The 17,467-nt window shown below is 64.9% G+C and carries 19 protein-coding genes, 1 tRNA gene and 1 pseudogene; 12 read left to right on the forward strand and 9 right to left on the reverse strand.

Annotation, left to right across the window (positions count from 1 at the left end; translation table 11 throughout):
* Both AC1D00_RS03200 and AC1D00_RS03205 read left to right on the forward strand, forming a co-directional pair.
* Positions 1–529, forward strand: a pseudogene (locus AC1D00_RS03200) (TRAP transporter substrate-binding protein); the annotation flags it as partial.
* Positions 530–695: 166 nt separating this feature from the next.
* Positions 696–2,237 carry an alkaline phosphatase D family protein gene (locus AC1D00_RS03205; RefSeq protein ID WP_477009640.1) on the forward strand — a complete coding sequence of 514 codons (1,542 nt, stop codon included), beginning with the start codon at positions 696–698 and terminating at the stop codon, positions 2,235–2,237.
* A 24-nt stretch (positions 2,238–2,261) separates the two neighbouring features.
* Here the strand turns inward: AC1D00_RS03205 and AC1D00_RS03210 are convergent, their stop codons facing one another.
* The gene (locus AC1D00_RS03210) at positions 2,262–2,645 is read right to left on the reverse strand and encodes a response regulator (RefSeq protein WP_477009641.1); all 384 of its coding nucleotides are present in this window, start codon (positions 2,643–2,645) and stop codon (positions 2,262–2,264) included.
* Between the two features lie 187 nt (positions 2,646–2,832).
* Between AC1D00_RS03210 and AC1D00_RS03215 the strand changes: the two genes are divergently transcribed.
* The 7 genes from AC1D00_RS03215 (at position 2,833) to AC1D00_RS03245 (ending at position 9,868) form a co-directional block, all read left to right on the forward strand.
* Positions 2,833–3,600 carry a Crp/Fnr family transcriptional regulator gene (locus tag AC1D00_RS03215; protein WP_404551786.1) on the forward strand — a complete coding sequence of 256 codons (768 nt, stop codon included), beginning with the start codon at positions 2,833–2,835 and terminating at the stop codon, positions 3,598–3,600.
* An 89-nt stretch (positions 3,601–3,689) separates the two neighbouring features.
* Complete coding sequence (locus tag AC1D00_RS03220; RefSeq protein WP_477009642.1) at positions 3,690–4,406, forward strand: prolipoprotein diacylglyceryl transferase family protein; 717 nt, start codon at positions 3,690–3,692, stop codon at positions 4,404–4,406.
* Positions 4,387–5,832, forward strand: a complete 1,446-nt coding sequence (locus tag AC1D00_RS03225) for a radical SAM protein (protein ID WP_477009643.1) — start codon at positions 4,387–4,389, stop codon at positions 5,830–5,832. The genes AC1D00_RS03220 and AC1D00_RS03225 overlap by 20 nt, the downstream gene beginning before the upstream one ends.
* 98 nt (positions 5,833–5,930) lie before the next feature.
* Positions 5,931–6,086, forward strand: coding sequence for a hypothetical protein (locus AC1D00_RS03230; RefSeq protein WP_347340982.1), 156 nt, complete (start codon positions 5,931–5,933; stop codon positions 6,084–6,086).
* A gap of 12 nt (positions 6,087–6,098) precedes the next feature.
* Positions 6,099–6,374 (forward strand): hypothetical protein, encoded by a 276-nt coding sequence (locus tag AC1D00_RS03235; protein ID WP_477009644.1) that lies wholly within the window; start codon positions 6,099–6,101, stop codon positions 6,372–6,374.
* Between the two features lie 245 nt (positions 6,375–6,619).
* Positions 6,620–8,446, forward strand: coding sequence for a translational GTPase TypA (gene typA, locus AC1D00_RS03240; RefSeq protein WP_135178564.1), 1,827 nt, complete (start codon positions 6,620–6,622; stop codon positions 8,444–8,446).
* A 174-nt stretch (positions 8,447–8,620) separates the two neighbouring features.
* Positions 8,621–9,868, forward strand: coding sequence for a flavin monoamine oxidase family protein (locus tag AC1D00_RS03245; RefSeq protein ID WP_477009645.1), 1,248 nt, complete (start codon positions 8,621–8,623; stop codon positions 9,866–9,868).
* Between the two features lie 104 nt (positions 9,869–9,972).
* Here AC1D00_RS03245 and AC1D00_RS03250 read toward each other — a convergent pair whose 3' ends face one another.
* The 4 genes from AC1D00_RS03250 to AC1D00_RS03265 are packed head-to-tail and all read right to left on the reverse strand — an operon-like array spanning position 9,973 to position 13,122.
* Positions 9,973–10,380, reverse strand: coding sequence for a thiol-disulfide oxidoreductase DCC family protein (locus tag AC1D00_RS03250; protein ID WP_477009646.1), 408 nt, complete (start codon positions 10,378–10,380; stop codon positions 9,973–9,975).
* 60 nt (positions 10,381–10,440) lie between these two features.
* On the reverse strand, positions 10,441–11,760 hold the full coding sequence (locus AC1D00_RS03255; protein ID WP_477009647.1) for a DoxX-like family protein: 1,320 nt from the start codon (positions 11,758–11,760) through the stop codon (positions 10,441–10,443).
* Between the two features lie 7 nt (positions 11,761–11,767).
* A complete protein-coding gene (locus tag AC1D00_RS03260) occupies positions 11,768–12,235 on the reverse strand; it encodes a DUF2269 family protein (RefSeq protein ID WP_477009648.1) in 468 nt (155 codons plus the stop codon).
* The gene (locus tag AC1D00_RS03265) at positions 12,232–13,122 is read right to left on the reverse strand and encodes an alpha/beta hydrolase family protein (RefSeq protein ID WP_477009649.1); all 891 of its coding nucleotides are present in this window, start codon (positions 13,120–13,122) and stop codon (positions 12,232–12,234) included. Before AC1D00_RS03265 ends, AC1D00_RS03260 begins: the two co-directional genes overlap by 4 nt.
* A gap of 266 nt (positions 13,123–13,388) precedes the next feature.
* Between AC1D00_RS03265 and AC1D00_RS03270 the strand changes: the two genes are divergently transcribed.
* Together AC1D00_RS03270 and ppa are read left to right on the forward strand one after the other, a co-directional pair.
* Positions 13,389–13,898 carry a GNAT family N-acetyltransferase gene (locus AC1D00_RS03270; protein WP_008136728.1) on the forward strand — a complete coding sequence of 170 codons (510 nt, stop codon included), beginning with the start codon at positions 13,389–13,391 and terminating at the stop codon, positions 13,896–13,898.
* Between the two features lie 179 nt (positions 13,899–14,077).
* Entirely contained in the window at positions 14,078–14,614 is a 537-nt protein-coding gene (gene ppa / locus AC1D00_RS03275) for an inorganic diphosphatase (RefSeq protein WP_404551771.1), read from the forward strand.
* An 88-nt stretch (positions 14,615–14,702) separates the two neighbouring features.
* Here the strand turns inward: ppa and folD are convergent, their stop codons facing one another.
* The 3 genes from folD to AC1D00_RS03290 are packed head-to-tail and all read right to left on the reverse strand — an operon-like array spanning position 14,703 to position 16,248.
* The gene (folD, locus tag AC1D00_RS03280) at positions 14,703–15,587 is read right to left on the reverse strand and encodes a bifunctional methylenetetrahydrofolate dehydrogenase/methenyltetrahydrofolate cyclohydrolase FolD (protein WP_477009650.1); all 885 of its coding nucleotides are present in this window, start codon (positions 15,585–15,587) and stop codon (positions 14,703–14,705) included.
* A gap of 1 nt (position 15,588) precedes the next feature.
* Positions 15,589–15,942 (reverse strand): DUF167 domain-containing protein, encoded by a 354-nt coding sequence (locus AC1D00_RS03285; RefSeq protein ID WP_135178572.1) that lies wholly within the window; start codon positions 15,940–15,942, stop codon positions 15,589–15,591.
* 15 nt (positions 15,943–15,957) lie between these two features.
* Entirely contained in the window at positions 15,958–16,248 is a 291-nt protein-coding gene (locus AC1D00_RS03290; protein WP_008539240.1) for a YggT family protein, read from the reverse strand.
* A 206-nt stretch (positions 16,249–16,454) separates the two neighbouring features.
* On the opposite strand from AC1D00_RS03290, the gene AC1D00_RS03295 reads away from it, so the two are divergent.
* Positions 16,455–16,530, forward strand: a tRNA-Ala gene (locus tag AC1D00_RS03295).
* A gap of 224 nt (positions 16,531–16,754) precedes the next feature.
* Here AC1D00_RS03295 and AC1D00_RS03300 read toward each other — a convergent pair.
* Positions 16,755–17,467, reverse strand: a 713-nt coding sequence (locus AC1D00_RS03300) for an enoyl-CoA hydratase (protein WP_477009651.1), incomplete at its 5' end; no start/stop codon positions are given.

The following is a 17,467-nucleotide window of genomic DNA, read 5'->3' on the forward strand; positions in this document are numbered from 1 at the left end:
GCTCTTCGCCGTGCGCCAGCAACTGGTGGCGGAATTCCCGATGGCGGCGAAGATCGAGACGCCCGACACCGACAAGGATGCGGTGATTCCCGTGCATCCGGGCGCAGCCGCCTTCGTCGACGGCGAGGAAAAGACCTTCCTCGACAAATACAGCGATTACATCTGGTGGACCCTGATGGCGCTCTCGGCGATGGGCTCGCTCGGCGCCTGGTTCGCGGGCTACCTGAAGAAGGACGAACGCGACAACAACAGCCATTTGCGCGACCGCCTGTTCGACATGATCGCGGCGGCGCGCAAGAGCGAGACGACGGAAGAGCTCGACCAGATGCAAACCGAGGCTGACGAAATCTTGCGCGACACGCTGCGCTGCTTCGATCACGGTGCGATCGAAGAGGGCGGGCTCACCGCCATCAACATCGTGCTCGACCAGTTCCACGCCGCCGTCGCCGACCGCAAGGCCGTGCTGTTCGCCATGCCGCAAAGCCTGCAGCGCGCAGGCGCGCAATTCAGGGCCGCCGGCAACGCGTAAACGCTTGCCCACGTAATCGCTGCGTCACATTGTCTCAATATAGACTTTACCGACATTCCGGAGCGCGCGTAGCGCGAATCCGGAATCTCGAGATTCCGGGTCCGGTCCGTCGGACCGGCCCGGAATGACGACGCGAGATGCGCACGAGACAACCAGCGAAGCCGCCATGAACATCAAATTCTCCCGCCGCCGTTTTCTCACCACCGGGGCCGGTGCGCTCGGCGCGATCGCGATGCCGCACCTGTCACGCGCGGCCGACCGGCCGGCGGTTACGCATGGCGTTCAGTCCGGCGACGTCACGGTCGACGGTGGCGTGGTCTGGGCACGCACTGACCGGCCATCGCAGATGCTGGTCGAGGTGGCCACGACCGAGTCCTTAAAGGACGCGCGTGCGCTGCCGCCGATCGCGGCGCTGCCGGAGAGCGACTTCACAGCGAAGATGCTGATCGAGAACCTGCCGGGCGGACAGGACATCTTCTACCGCGTCCGCTTCCGCGACCTCTCGCACAGCGCGATCGAGGGCGAAGCCGTCATCGGCCGCTTCCGCACCGCTCCGGCCGACCGTCGCGACGTCAGCTTCGTCTGGGGCGGCGACGTCGCAGGGCAAGGCTGGGGCATCAATCCTGATGACGGCGGCATGTTCACCTTCTCCGCGATGCGCAAGCATCGCCCGGATTTTTTCCTGCACTCCGGCGACACCATCTACGCCGACGGCCCTATTCAATCCGAAGTCAAACTCGCCGACGGCAAGACCTGGAAGAACGTCACCATCCCCGAAAAGGCCAAGGTCGCGGAGACGCTGGACGAGTACCGCGCCGCGCACAAATACAATCTCACCGACGACAACGTCCGCGCCTTCAATGCCGAAGTGCCGATCTTCGTGCAGTGGGACGACCACGAAGTGACCAACAACTGGTCACTGTCGAAGGAGTTGCCGGCGTCCTACAAGGTGCGCGACATCTCGCTGCTCGCRGCCCGCGCCGGCCGCGCCTTTCACGAGATGTATCCGATGCGCGAGAGCATCGTTGAGCCGGGCCGCGTCTATCGCCAGATCTCCTACGGCCCGCATCTCGACGTGTTCGTGCTCGACGAGCGCAGCTATCGCGGCCCGAACGGCGCCAATCTCGAAACCGCCTACGGCCCCGCCAGCTACTTCCTCGGCCCGGACCAGATCGCCTGGCTCAAGCGCGGCCTGCTCAACTCGCGTGCGACATGGAAGGTGATCGCCTCCGACATGCCGCTCAGCCTCGTCGTCTCGGACACGCCGAAGGGCGGCTCTGAAGCCATTGCGCAGAGCGACGGCCCGGTGCGGGGCCGCGAGTTCGAGATCGCCGACATCCTGCGCTTCATCAAGATGGCGCCGATCAGCAACACGGTATGGCTGACCGCGGACGTGCACTACGCCGCCGCGCATTACTACGACCCGAACAAGGCGCAATTCCAGGATTTCGAGCCGTTCTGGGAATTCGTCTCGGGCCCGCTGCACGCAGGCACCTTCGGTCCGAACGAGCTCGACAACACGTTTGGGCCGGAGGTGCGCTTCGTCAAGGCGCCCGGCAAGGACAGCCAGAACCTGCCGCCGTCAGCCGGCATGCAGTTCTTCGGTCACGTCAAGATCGACGGCGCCTCCGGCCAGATGACGGTGACCTTGCGCGACCGCGCCGACGTCGCGCTGTGGTCGACGACGCTGGATCCGAAGCTCGCCTGAAGCCGCCTCAGCCAGAGCGGAGCGTCATGAACCGCGCGACCGCAGCGCGGCCTCGAGCGCATCGCTCGAGCACGGCTTTTGCAAACGCGGCCGGTTGACGAAATCGGGAGCGATCCGCGTCTCGTCGCCATAGCCGGTGACGAAGACGAAGGGAATTCCCAGAGCCGCCAGCCGCTCGGCGACGGCAAAGCTTTTCTCGCGGCTGAGCTCGACGTCGAGCAGTGCGAAGTCGGGCGCGCGCGCCGCGATCGCGGCCAGCGCGTGCGCCACCGATCCCACGGTGCGCACGCTCGTCACGCCAAATCCGAGCAGGCGATCCTCGAAATCGATCGCAATGATCGGATCGTCCTCGACGATCAGGACATCGGTGGGGACGGCGGACGAGCCGTCCGGGGAAGCAGGTATCATGATCCTGGCTATTGAGGGCTGCATGTTCTTACCGATCAAGGACAGCCTCATCCCGACGCCTGCGCCCAGCGCACCGGAGGGTTCCCGGAACGAAACCCACCACAGAACAGTTCTTACGTCTGTCCACTTGTGCACACAGGCGGTGATCGAGACTGGCTAGTGTTGAAAGGAGAGCAGGGGATTTACGATGGACGCGCGTATCGGGAAGGCGACGGAGGTCGGCAGCCGGCCGGCCAACAATCTGCTGCGACGCTTGAGTCCGGCCGACTATGCGCTGCTCGCGCCACACGTCATCGTTGACGATGCCGCGGCCAACGAGCTGCTCTACAGTCCCGGCGACGATGTCCAGGTCGTGCACTTTCCCTGCGGGCCGTCGCTCGCGACCTTTCTCGTTCCCAACGAAGACGGCCGCGACGTCGAGACCATCCTGGTCGGCCGCGAAGGCGCGGTCGGCGGCATCGTCAGCGAGGGATTTCTGCCGGCCTACACGCGCATCTGCGTGAAATTCGGCGGGCCGTTTGCACGCATCCACGTCGGCAAGCTGGAGGCGGCCAAGCTGCGCTCGCCCTCGCTGCGCAACATCTTCGCCCGCTATGCCGACTGCATGCTGGCGCAGATCTTCCAGTCGACCGCCTGCAACGCGATCCACTCGATCGAGCAGCGCACGGCGAAATGGATCCTGGCGGCGATGGAGCGCACCGGCGACGAGAGCAGCGTGCCGCTGACGCATGAGCAGCTCGCGACGCTGCTCGGGGTCGGACGCAGCTATGCGAGCCGCGTGCTCCAGTCGTTCAGGGCCGAAGGCATCCTCGACACGCGGCGCGGCTCGATCCTGGTCCGCAACCGCGACGGCCTGCGCCAGCGCGCCTGCCTCTGCAACGAGGCGGTGAAAACCCATTTCGAGGAAGTGCTGCGCGGCGTCTACCCGACGGAGGAGGCGAGCAGCACCGGCTAACCTCTCCGGCGTGCTCCCCCTGAGCTGCCGCTCTGCGGGAGGATGCCGGCGTGCGACACCGCACGTCCGCCGTGCTATACCCGCTCCGCATGAGCGGGGCATTCCTTCACACTGTCTTCGATGTTGCGGCGTGGCTGGCGGCGGGTGCGGCGGTCTACTGGCTGTCGCGACAGGGCCTGCGGTTTCCGGCGCAATCCTTCGAGCTGCCCTACATCGCCGCGCTGGTGTTCGGCGCCGGCCTTGGCGCCTATCTGTTCGGGTCCGCCAATCTGTGGCTGTCGGGCGAGGGCGGCGTTGCGCGCTCGGTCGAGGGCGCGCTTGCCGGCGGCATCGTGGCGGTCGAGCTCTACAAATGGACCGCCGGCATCGCCTTGCGCACAGGCGCCCGGTTTGCGCTGCCGCTGGCCCTCGGCATCGCGATCGGACGGGTCGGCTGCTATTTTGCGGGCCTCAACGATTTCACCTACGGCACGCCGACGGCATTGCCCTGGGGCCATGATTTCGGCGACGGCGTTCTCCGCCATCCCGTGCAGTTCTACGAGAGCGCCGCGATGGGCGTGTTAGCGCTGCTCTACGTGCTGGCGGTCTTGAACCGGAGCGCGTTCGCGATCACCAATGGTTTCTACCTGGTTCTGCTCTACTATGGAGCGCAGCGCTTCCTGTGGGAATTCCTCAAGCCCTATGGCACGCTGATCGGCCCCCTCACGCTGTTTCACCTGCTGTCGCTGTCCATCCTGCTCTACGCCGCAATCATGCTGGCGACGGCGCCCAAAGCGAGACCTGTGCATGAACGCGCCGTTGCGTAAGTCGCGCCCCTACATCTTCTGGGGCCAGACCCAATCCCTTTGCGAAATCTGCCTGAAGCTGGTGCCGACCAAGATCCAGATCCTCGACAACGAGGTCTGGTACGAAAAGCGTTGCAGGGAGCACGGCGTCCAGTCGACGCTCGTGTCCACCGACGCGGCCTATTGGCGTCTGTGCAAGGATTTCATCAAGCCGGGCGACCGCCCGCTGCAATTCCAGCACCGCACCGAATTCGGCTGCCCCTATGATTGCGGCCTCTGCCCGGACCACGAGCAGCATTCCTGCCTCGCGCTGATCGAGATCACCGAGCACTGCAATCTCACCTGCCCGGTCTGCTTCGCCGAATCCGCGCCAACGCGAACCAAATTCACCCCTCTCGCGACGGTCGAGAAGATGCTCGACGCGCTGGTTGCCAGCGAGGGCGAACCCGACCTCGTGCAGATTTCCGGCGGCGAGCCGACATTGCACCCGGACTTCTTCGAGATCCTGGACGCCGTGCGTGCCCGCCCGATCCGCCATGTCATGATCAACACCAACGGCCTGCGCATCGCCCGCGAAAAGGATTTCGTGGCGCGGCTCGCCGAGAACAAGCGCGGGCTCGAGGTCTATCTCCAGTTCGATTCGCTGCAGCGCGATGCACTGGTCAATCTGCGCGGCGCGGACCTGCGCAAGATCCGCCAGCAGGCGCTGGAGAATCTCGAGCATTTCGGCGTGTCGACCACGCTGGTGGCGACCATCAAGCGCGGTGTCAATGATGCCGAGATCGGCGACATCGTGCGTCACGCGCTGACCTGGAAATGCGTTCGCGGCGTCACGCTCCAGCCGGTGCAGGATGCCGGCCGCAACGAGAATTTCGACAAGACCACCGACCGCATCATGCTGTCGGAGATTCGCAAGCGCGTCGTCGAGACCGGCGTGTTCGGCGACAAGGACATGATCCCGCTGCCCTGCAACCCCGAGAGCATCTCGATCGGCTACGGCCTGCGCAACGGCGAGAAGGTGCTGCCGCTGACGTCGCTGATTCCGCAGGAGCAGCTGGTTGCGGTGATGCCCAACACCATCAGCCCGGAGAAATATCCGGTGCTGCGGGAAAAATTCGTCGACCTGTTCTCGCTGTCGTCGGGCCCGCTCAACACCTCCGAACGCGTCTGCGAATTGCTGTGCTGCCTGCCGAGCTTCGAGGTGCCGGAAGGACTTTCTTACGAGAACGTGTTCCGCGTCACCATCGTGCAGTTTCTCGACCGCTTCAATTTCTGCGTCGGCAACGTCAAGCGAAGCTGCATCCATTTCGTGACGGAGCAGGGCGCGATCATTCCGTTCGACACCTACAATCTGTTCTACCGCGACGGAAAGATCGACGGCATCCGCGCGGCGCTGGCCGGGCAGACGTATCGCGAGGCACGCCAAAGCGAGGAGGTCCGGCGGTGAGCGACACTGGCACGCCTCCTCCGACTCCGAAGCCGCCGCTTCAAGCGGACGCGCCTCCGCTAGCGCCGCCACGGCGCGACGGTTGCCTGACCGCTTTCATGGTGGTCGCCGGCGTGGTGCTGCTTTTCCCCGGCCTGTGCTTCCTGGCATTCGGCGGCCAAGGCGCCCCCTTTGTCCTGATTGGGTTTGTCCTGATCGGAATTGCGATCTTCCTCTTCATCCGCGCGGCGACCCCACCCAAGCCCCGGCAGTAGCGTCGCATCATCATGAGCAACACCGAACCCCCGCCCCCGCTTTCGCTGCCGCCACCGAACCAGCGTGGCGGCTGCCTGACCGCCCTGATGGCAGGCTTCGGCGTCCTCATGCTGCTGCCGGGCCTCTGCGCGCTCCTGTTTGGCGGAATGTCGGTGTTTGAGGACGGCAGGATCGCCTCCGACATCGCGCCACTGGTCTTCCTGGGACTGGTCGTCGGCATCGGAGGCGTCGCCCTGATCTGGGCGGCCATCAAGGGGCGGAACGCCCCCACCCATCCCGGAACCTAGCCTTAAGCCCCGGGAATCCCCGGACAAAATTCAGTCAACCAACCAGCAAAGAACACATTGTTTTTTGGCGGTTTTTGCATATATTGCGCCGCAAACGCGTAGGGTGCCCGGTCGAGCTGACCGGGCTTCCTTTTTGGGCGAAACAGGCCCCGTTTTCCACGTTTCCAGCGTTGTCCGTGAAGAGGTCCCGGTCTGACCGGCGAGATCGCGCTTAACCCATTGTTCGAACGTAAAGAAGCTCACTCATGAACCTCCGCAACGTCGCCATCATCGCCCACGTCGACCACGGCAAGACGACCCTGGTCGACAAACTCCTCCAGCAGTCCGGCACGTTCCGCGAGAACCAGAAGGTGACCGATCGCGCCATGGACTCCAACGACCTGGAGCGTGAGCGCGGCATCACCATTCTGGCCAAGGCGGCCTCGGTGCAGTGGAAGGACACCCGCGTCAACATCGTCGACACCCCCGGCCACGCCGATTTCGGCGGCGAGGTCGAGCGCATCCTCAACATGGTGGACGGTGCGCTGGTGCTGGTGGACGCCGCCGAAGGTCCGCTGCCGCAGACCAAGTTCGTGGTCTCCAAGGCGCTGAAGGTCGGCCTGAAGCCGATCGTCGTCATCAACAAGGTCGACCGCCCCGACGCGCGCCCGACCGAAGTCATCAACGAGGTGTTCGACCTGTTCGCCGCGCTCGACGCCAGCGAGGAGCAGCTCGACTTCCCGATCCTCTACGGGTCGGCCAAGCAGGGCTGGATGGCCGAGAGCCCCGAGGGCCCGCAGGACAAGGGCATGGAGCCGCTGTTCGACCTGATCCTGCGCCACGTCGCGCCGCCGACGGTCGAGGAAGGTCCGTTCCGGATGATCGGCACCATCCTGGAGGCCAACCCCTATCTCGGCCGCATCATCACCGGCCGCATCTCCTCCGGCGTGCTCAAGCCGAACCAGCAGGTCAAGGTGCTGCATGCCGACGGCAAGCTGGTCGAGACCGGGCGTATCACCAAGATTCTCGCGTTCCGCGGTCTCGAGCGCACGCCGCTCGAGGAAGCCGAAGCCGGTGACATCGTCGCCATCGCGGGCCTGACCAAGGGTACGGTCGCCGACACCTTCTGCGATCCGAGCGTCGAGGTGCCGCTGCCGGCACAGCCGATCGACCCGCCGACCGTGTCGATGTCGTTCATCGTCAACAACTCCCCGCTCGCCGGCACTGAAGGCGACAAGGTGACGAGCCGCATGATCCGCGACCGTCTGCTGCGCGAAGCCGAAGGCAACGTCGCGCTGCGCGTCGTCGAAGCCGCCGACAAGGACGCGATGGAAGTCTCGGGCCGCGGCGAATTGCAGCTCGCGATCCTGATCGAGACCATGCGCCGCGAGGGCTTCGAGCTCTCGGTGTCGCGCCCGCGCGTCGTGTACCAGAAGGACGAAGCCACCGGCGCCGCCATGGAGCCGATCGAGGAAGTCGTGATCGACGTCGACGAGGAGCATTCCGGCGTCGTCGTGCAGAAGATGAGCGAGCGCAAGTCCGAGCTGGTCGAGATGAAGCCGTCCGGCGGCAACCGCCTGCGCCTGGTGTTCTACGCGCCGACCCGCGGCCTGATCGGCTACCAGGGCGAACTGCTCACCGACACCCGCGGTACCGCGATCATGAACCGCCTGTTCCACGGCTACGCGCCGTACAAGGGCGAGATCCAGGGCCGCCGCAACGGCGTGCTGATCTCCAACGACCAGGGCGAGGCCGTGGCCTACGCCATGTTCAAGCTGGAGGATCGCGGCCCGATGATGATCGAGCCGGGCTGGAAGGTCTACAAGGGCATGATCGTCGGCGAGCACACCCGCGACAACGATCTCGAGATCAACGTGCTCAAGGGCAAGCAGCTCACCAACATCCGCACGACGTCGAAGGACGAAGCCGTGCGCCTGACCCCGCCGATCCGCATGACGCTGGAAAAGGCGCTCGCCTATATCGAGGACGACGAGCTCGTCGAGGTCACCCCGAAGTCGATCCGCCTGCGCAAGAAGCACCTCGACCCGAACGAGCGCAAGCGCGCGGAGAAGTCCAAGGAAGCGGTGGCGTAAGGCCGCCGCGCTCAACGACTGTCATGCCCCGCGAAGGCGGGGCATCCAGTACGCCGCGGCTCCTCGGCTCTACAACGACCGTCTCTGGAATACTGGATCACCCGCTTTCGCGGGTGATGACAGCTGCGCGCGTGGTGCCTTTAGCGCGTATTGCAGACGTGCTAGAGCCCGCCCATGAGCTCCCTTCCCTCCTCCGTTGATGTCGCGATCATCGGCGCCGGTGCCGCCGGGCTTGGCGCGGCGCACGCGCTGGCGGGCTCAGGCCTCTCCGCCATCGTGCTGGAGGCCCGGGACCGGCTCGGCGGCCGCGCCTGGACCGTGCAGGCCTCGCCCGAGGTGACGTTCGACGTCGGCTGCGGCTGGCTGCATTCGGCGGACCAAAACTCCTTCGTCGCAATCGCAAAGCAGCTCGATTTCGAGGTCAACAAGGACCTGCCGCCCTGGCGCGAGCGCGCCTTCGGTAACGCGTTTCCGCAAAGCCAGCGCGACGAGTTCATGCGCGCGATGGACGCGTTCTATGAGCGCCTCTGGCAGGCCGCGCAAAAGGGCAAGGACGAGCCCGCGAGCCTGAGCCTCGAGCCCGGCAATCGCTGGAACCCGATGATCGACGCGATCTCGACCTACATCAACGGCTGCGAGCTGAAGGACATGTCGACGCTCGACTGGGATGCCTATGAGGACACCAACTTCAACTGGCGCGTCCGCCGCGGCTACGGCACGCTGGTTGCGGCCTATGGCGCGCCCTGCCCGGTAGCGCTGAACTGCATGGTCACGCTGATCGATCATTCCGGCCAGCACGTCCGCCTCGCGACGTCGCAGGGCACGCTGACCGCCGGCAAGGTGATCGTCACCGTGCCGACCAATCTGATCGCCGATGAGGCGATCCGCTTCTCGCCACAGCTCCCGGCCAAGGTCGATGCCGCGGCCGGCCTGCCGCTCGGCGTCGACGACAAGGTGACACTGGCGCTTAGCGATGCCGACGCCTTCCCTAGGGAAGGCAATTTGCGCGGCGCCACCATGCGCACCGCGATGGGCACCTACCACATCCGCCCGTTCGGCCAGCCCTGCATCGAAGGCTTTTTCGGCGGCAGTTTTGCAAGAGAGCTGGAGGACGCCGGCGAGGGCGCGATTGCCGCGCAGAGCATCAACGAGATCGCGGGCTTTCTCGGCAACGACATCCGCCGCAAGCTGAAGCCGCTGTATGAGTCGCGCTGGGCGCGTGATCCCTTTGCCCGAGGCTCGTATTCACATGCGCTGCCCGGCCATGCCGGCGACCGTGCGGTGCTGGCCGCGCCGGTCGATGGCCGGCTGTTCTTCGCCGGGGAGGCGACGTCGCCGAACTTCTTCACCACGGCGCATGGGGCAAGGGACAGCGGCGAGCGGGCGGCGAAGGAAGTGCTGGGGGCGATTGGGAAGCGTTGACTAAACGCCGTCGCTGCGGCGTCATACTCCAGCCGTCGTCCCGGCCGAATGCGCAATTGCGCACTCGGCCGGGACGACACCGAATTCGTGGGGCCGCCGTCGCGTTACTCAATCACCCGCGCCCGCAACTCCGCATCAGGCACGAAGCAGGAATCATACTTCCCGAAGATGCGATAGCGGTTGCGGGCGATGAGGCTGTACACCGCATCCCGCAGTGGCTTGGGCACGGCGAATAGCATGCGCACCCAACCCCATCCCGGCAATTGCGACAGCACGGTCAGTGCTGCATCCGACTTCATGAACGCCTCGCCGCCGTGGATCACGGCGTTGGTGTCGGGATCATCAGGATCGATGCCGAACGTTCGTGCGAGCCGCGTTCCATAGTCCGACTGGATCGGCGTGAAACGAAACCGCCTCGACGTATCGCGCCTTGCCACGAAGCGGACCCAGCGCGAGCAGAAGATGCAGACGCCGTCGAACAGGATCACGTCGTCGTCGGGCCATTTTGGCATCAGATTCTCTTTTTGACGCGTTTTCTTCACGCGAACCGGGATCCACTTCGCTCGAAAACGCTACCGATTATCCAACATCAGGAGCGCGACGAACATCAGCACGATCGCGGGGCCCGTTTTCACCAAAGCGCCGAGCGGCTCGATCCAGAGATCCGGCGTGAGGATCGCCGCGCCGAACATATAGCCGAGCGAGGCGGCGATGCCTGCACCCAGGCCGATCGCCGCGGTGCGGCGGAAGGCGATCAGCACGCCGATGCTCATGTCCATCAGGCTGGTGCCGATGGTGATGGGATCGACCAGCGCAGGCGGAAAATTGTGCGCGCTCAGAATGCCGGCGGCGGCACGGTAGGAGACGAACAGCGCGATGAAGCCGGAGACGACCCAGAACGCGACCAGGCTCGCGAAGATCAGCGCCTTGACCAGGAACAGCCGCGCGAACCATTTGTCCTGGACGGTGGCGGGGTGGCGCCCGATCGTCTCGGTCAGCGTCTTCGGCACGATGCCCGTGGCGGCAATCCACGCCGAGGGATCACCTCGCACGCCGCGGCGCAGCTCGGCGATGGCGGTGGAGCGCATCGGCGGCATCCAGCCGAGATGACTGGCGAAATCGCCGATTTTCGCGCCGAGATCGAGCATGAAAGACGGCATCGTGACGCGTGGCCAACCAGCCGTGCCGAACGCGAGACGAAAATGCTTGATGACGCCAGCCATGGTGACCGGCTCTGATAGCATCAGGTCCCAGCTCACTGATTTCACGGATGCATCGTCGCTGTCGCGCGCGGCGAGCCAGGCGATGGTGGCAGCGATGTCCTCGACGGCGACGGGCTGGAACGGCATCGCCATCTCCGCGCGCGGCAAGTCGAGTGGAAAGGCCGCGAGCGCGCGCAGCATGGCGCTGCCGCCATAGGCTGACGGTGCGACCACAAAGCCGGGCCGCAGGATGGCGTGGTCAATTCCGGAGGCCGCGATCAACCGTTCGGCTTCGCGCTTGGTCGTGGCGAAAGCGGTGCGGTCGGCTTCGGCCATTCCCGGAATCGAGATATGCACGAGGCGGATCGCGCAGCCGCTGCCGCCGATCGCCTGAAGCAGACGCGCGACGAAATCGCGATGCACCGCGCCTGTGTCGCTTCCAGGGCCGTCCTGGAGCACGCCCAGACAATTCACGACGACATCCACGGCCTGCTCGCGCAGCAGGCGCGTCAGCGCGGCTGCATCGAGCGAGAGGATCGGCAGCTCAATGTCCAGCGCGCTCATCCTCTGCGCGGGCGACAGGCTGCGCGCCACGCCGACGACGCGAAAGCCCCGCTCGCGCAGATCGTCGGTGACGAAGCGGCCGATCAGGCCGGAGGCGCCGAGCACCAGGATGGTTCGCTGGTTCATCATTCCCTCAAAACGGCTTGGCGACCATCAGCCAGAGGATCAACATCGTCGCGCCGAAGCCGGGGAAACCGAACGCGAACCAGCGGCGGAACAGGACGAAGTAACGCTCCGGCAGGGCGGTGCGCTGCTCGGAAGCCTTGCGCGCGAGATCGCGCATCTCGATCTGCATGAAGACGACGGGGATCCAGAACAGGCCTGCGATGGCATAGAGCGCGAGCGAAACGAGCAGCCAACGCTCTGTGAACGACGTGGCCGAGAGCATCATCAGCAGGCCGCCGCTGACCGGCTGCAAGATCACCGCTGACAGCGTGAAGATCGCGTCCGCAATCACCACCACCGAAGCGGTGCGCGCAATGAAGTCCACATCGTTCGTGCGATGCGCCATCAGCATGAAGAAGGCGATGCCGGTGCCGGCGCCGAGGATGACGATGGCGCCGAGCACGTGCAGGTATTTGACCAGGAAATACAGCGTCATGGTTTCTTCGCCAACGCCGGCTTCAGCGCGCGCTCGAGCTCGCTGCTGGCGGCTTTGACGCCGGCTTCGGTTTCGATCATCCAGTGCCCCTCGCTGCCCACCGCGGGCAGTGCGCGGAAATCGACCTTGCCGCCACTGCCGCGAAATGCATCTGCCAGCGACTTCGAAAATGCTGGCGGGAAATAGCTGTCATTGCCCGCAACGAGCCATGTAACGGGAATGCGCGCCGCCTTGCCGAATTCAGCGACAGCCGCGAGAAGCGTGTGTGGCGCACAGATCCGGTTCGGTTCGTCATTGGCATGGCCGCCGCGTCCCGGCGCAAACACCGTGATCGCGGAGATCGTCTTCGGATCGGCATTGGCGAGGCCCAGCGCGCCCCAGCCACCGGCGGAATGGCCGACCACGATCGCGCCATCCTGGCGGATGAAATCCTGCTTTCGCAAATGGTCCAGTGCCAGCGAAATTTCTCCGGCCGTCGCACGACCCGAGCGCGCGTAGTCCGCTTCGTCGCAGCCGCCCTGGTCCTCGACATAGCGACCACCGGTTGCACCATGGCCGAGCCGTTCCGGCACCAGCACGGCAAAGCCGCGCGCGACAAGGAAGGCTGCGAGCGCGCGGTATTCCGGCTGCGGCATTTGTGCGCGACGCAACACATTCTGCGTCGAGGCATGCGCGATGACCGCAAGTCGAAATGGGCCGGCTCCGAACGGGCGAAACAGCAGCGCATGCGCGGCAATGTCGCTATCCGGCGACGGCACACGCCATTCCTGCCGGCGAAACGGCTCGCCTTCCTCGCCCGATGCACCGAACGTGACCTGAGCGCACAGAGGCGGCGCGGTCAGCAGGGCCAGCAGAGAAAGGAGCGCAAGGATGTTGAAGAGCCGCATGAATTGCCGGAGGCGAACACGGACAGCGAGGGCCACACTAACGGGAACGAATCATCCTGGGCGGACTTTCTGCGTCGCCATCGCCGTTCATTGGTTGCCGCGACGGAGTTTTGCACCGACACATGGCAGTTCGTTGCCGTTCAAGGCAGCGCCTTGTCCTCTTTCGGTACAACAACCGTTAAATACTGATGCAGAAAGTCCACAGGTTAACCGATAATTAACGTTAGGTCTTGCCGCCGACGCGGCGACTTGATTTGATCGTGTCCATGAGCACAACCCTGATCGAGGTCCGGCCGGCCAAAGCCGCAGATGCAACTGCGGTGGCGTCAACCCATGACGAAGCCTGGCGCTCGGCCTATCAGGGCATCATTCCCGGCGCCGAGCTGGAGAAGCTGATCAACCGCCGCGGTCCGCAGTGGTGGGACAGCGCGATCCGCAAGGGCAGCCGCGTCAGCGTATTGGTGTTCGGCGACAAGATCGCGGGTTATGCCAATTACGGCCGTAACCGTGCCCGCAGTCTGCACTTCGACGGCGAGATCTACGAGCTCTATCTGCGGCCGGAATTCCAGGGCCTCGGCTTTGGCCGTCGCCTGTTCGCCGCCGCCCGCCGCGACCTGATGCAGAGCGGGCTGAAGAGCATGGTGGTGTGGGCGCTCTCGGACAACGATCCGGCGACCGAGTTCTACCGGGCCCTGGGCGGCCGCATGGTGGCGCGTTCTTCGGAACGATTCGGGCCGAAGTCGCTCGACAAGGTTGCCTTCGCTTGGACCAATTGAGCTGCTGAAAGTCTAGCCGGCAGCGTTTCCCATCCGTCGATACCGTTTGCCGCTTGTGCCGGTGATCGCTGGATTCATTATTTCACAAAAACACGATGGATTGGGGGGCCAAGCCCGCGTATGACAGCGCCCAAATCGCTGCCGGGCGCGATTTAACCTCGGCAACAACGGAGCCTTGAATGCGTATCGATGCGGTCTCGATCGGGAAGAACGTCCCACAGGACGTCAATGTCATCATCGAAGTCCCCGTGGGCGGTGAACCGATCAAATACGAGATGGACAAGGAGGCCGGCACCTTGGTGGTCGACCGCTTCCTCTACACGCCGATGCGTTACCCCGGTAACTACGGCTTCATTCCGCACACGCTGTCGGACGACGGCGATCCCTGCGACGTCCTGATCGTCAACACCCGCGCCATCATCCCCGGCGCCGTCATGAGCGTGCGCCCGGTCGGCGTGCTGTTCATGGAAGACGAAGCCGGCGGCGACGAGAAGATTCTCGCCGTGCCGTCGTCGAAGCTGACGCAGCGCTACGACAAGGTGAAGACCTATTCCGACCTGCCGGACATCACGCTGCAGCAGATCCAGCACTTCTTCGAGCACTACAAGGATCTSGAGAAGGGCAAGTGGGTGAAGATCTTGCGCTGGGGCGGCCCGGAGGACGCGCACAAGCTGATCCTCGAAGGCATGGACCGCGAGAAAAAGAAGAAGGCGTAGTCGTCATTCCGGGGCGCCTCGAAGAGGCGGACCCGGAACCTCGAGATTCCGGGTTCGATGCTGCGCATCGCCCCGGAATGACGAACAGCTACACCGCCGGCTTCGCCAGCCCCGCGATCGCGCAAGCGGCCCGCAGCGTATTCACCAGCAAGCACGCGACCGTCATCTGGCCGACGCCGCCCGGCACCGGCGTGATGGCGCCGGCCACCGCGAGCGCTTCCTGATAGGCGACGTCACCGACGAGGCGCGTCTTGCCGTCGTCCTTCGGGATCCGGTTGATGCCGACGTCGATCACGGTCGCGCCGGGCTTCAGCCAGTCGCCGCGCACCATCTCGGCTCTGCCGACCGCGGCGTAGACGAGATCGGCGCGCCTCACGAGGCCGGGCAAATCGCGCGAGCGCGAATGCGCGATCGTCACGGTGGCGTTCTCGTTCAGCAACAACTGCACCAGCGGGCGGCCGACCAGGTTGGAACGGCCGATGACGATGGCGTTCATGCCCTCGAGCGAGGCGTGAACGCTCTTGGTCAGGATGATGCAGCCGAGCGGCGTGCAGGGCGACAGCGCCTCCAAGCCGCCGGCAAGCCGGCCGGCATTGTTCGGATGCAGGCCATCGACGTCCTTGGCGGGATCGATGGCGTTGATGACGGCCTCGGTGTTCAGACCCTTCGGCAGTGGCAGCTGCACCAGAATGCCGTGCACGGCCGGATCGCGATTGAGTTTTGCGACCAGCGCCAGCAGATCGCCTTGCGACACGTCGGCCGGCAGCTTGTGCTCGAACGAGGCCATGCCGGCGGCCTGGGTCTGGGTCTGCTTGGAGCGGACATAGACCTCGCTCGCCGGGTCGTTGCCGACCAGGACCACCGCAAGGCCCGGCACCAGGTTGTGCTCGCGCTTGACGCGGGCGACCTCGTCGGCCACGCGCGCCCGGAGGTCCGCGGCAATGACTTTTCCATCGATGATCTTGGCCGTCATGTCAGTTCCCTTGGTCTGTCGATTTGGCCGAAGCAAGCCGGCGCAGGGCTTCGCCAAGCCGCGCCGGATCGCCGTCGACCGCGATCTGCTTCAGCCGCGAGGTCGCTCCGGACAGGAGTTTTACGCTGGCCTTGGGGACGCCCAGCGATTTCGCCAGCAGGACCAAGACGGCCTTGTTGGCCTCGCCGCCATCGGCGATCGCGCGCACTCGCACCTTGAGCACGCTGCGGCCATCGGCCAGCCGCTCGATCCCGTCAATGTCGTCGCGGCCGCCGCGCGGCGTCACCCGCAACGCGATACTGATGCCCGCGGCCGAGTAACGCCAGGGTTCCTTGCAAGCGTCGTTGGCAACCAAGGCGCTCCAGCCTGCCTAGATCACGTTCGGGTAGATGTAATACAGGATCACCCGCTCGATGAACATGATGAGCAGGATCAGGATGATCGGCGAAATATCGAGCCCGCCGAGGCTGGGCAGGAAATTGCGAATCGGTGCCAGCAGCGGCTCGGTGATTCGGTAGAGGAACTCCGCCACCGCCGAAACGAACTGGTTGCGGGTGTTCACCACGTTGAAAGCGATCAGCCAGGACAGGATCGCGGAGGCGATCAGCAGCCAGACGTAGAGGTCGAGCACGATGATGACGATGTCGAGAACGGCACGCATGGCTTTTGAAGACTCTGGCTTTTGAAAACACTGGCTGCGGTCGGGATTGACGCCTTTTGCTAGATATCGGTTCCCCCCGGCCCAAACAAGGGAAGTTCGGGCGCCGGAATGGCTAAAACCGCGTTACGCCCGTCCTTGACTTGACCTTGGCAGGGACTTAAATGGCGCCCGGTTGTCGGCCGCGTTTACCAGAGCGGCCAGCAAACGGGGCCATAGCTCAGCTGGGAGAGCGCGTCGTTCGCAATGACGAGGTCGGCGGTTCGATCCCGCCTGGCTCCACCACGCTTCGCCCTTCGGGCTACGCGTGGCGCAGCCACGAGGAGCCCGAAGGGTGAAGCGTGGTGTCCGGCGAAGCCCAAAGGGCGAAGACGGACCATTTCAGCAAGTCAACAAACTTGGCCAAGACCGCTCGGGCTACGCTTGGCGCGGCCACGAGGAGCCCAAAGGGTGAAGCGTGGTGTCCGGCGAAGCCCAAAGGGCGAAGACGGACTGTTAGAATCTCMCCCCTACCTCCCCGTAAACCGCGGCGGTCGCTTCTCCATGAAGCTCGCGACGCCCTCCCGGAAATCGCTGCCGCCCAGCGCCACCATCATCTCCCGGTTGGCGTCGATCGTGGCCTCGGCCAGCGTCTGGAACGGCACCTCGTAGAGCTGGCGCTTGATCACGGCCATCGCGCTCGGCGAGACGAAATCGGCGAGGTCGCGCGCATAGGCGTAGGTTTCCTCGCGGAGCTTCTCCGGCGAGCAGAGACGGTTGACCAGCCCGATCCGCAGCGCCTCGTCGCTCGAAACACGGCGCGCCGAGAGCAACAGATCCATCGCGTTGGCATGGCCGACGATGCGCGGCAGCATCCAGCTGATGCCGTGCTCGGCAATCAGGCCGCGCCGCGCGAAGGCGGTCGTGAACACGGTATTGTCGGCGGCGAAGCGCAGGTCGCAATAGAGCGCGTGCACGAGGCCGATGCCCGCGGTCGCGCCGTTGAGCATGGCGATGACGGGCTTTCCGATCGACGGATAGAAGCCGTAACGCGTCTGCCAGTCCGGACGGCGATTCATGTCGAAGGGCGGCAGGTTCGATGCGCGCCTGACGTCGTCGGGGTCGAGCCCTTTCAACGCATCCATGTCGGCGCCGGCGCAGAAGGCGCGACCCGCGCCGGTGAGCACGATGACGCGGACATTGTCGTCGGCGCTCGATGCTTCCATCGCACGGCGTACGTCGC

The sequence above is a fragment of the Bradyrhizobium sp. P2_E8 genome (assembly GCF_056403875.1).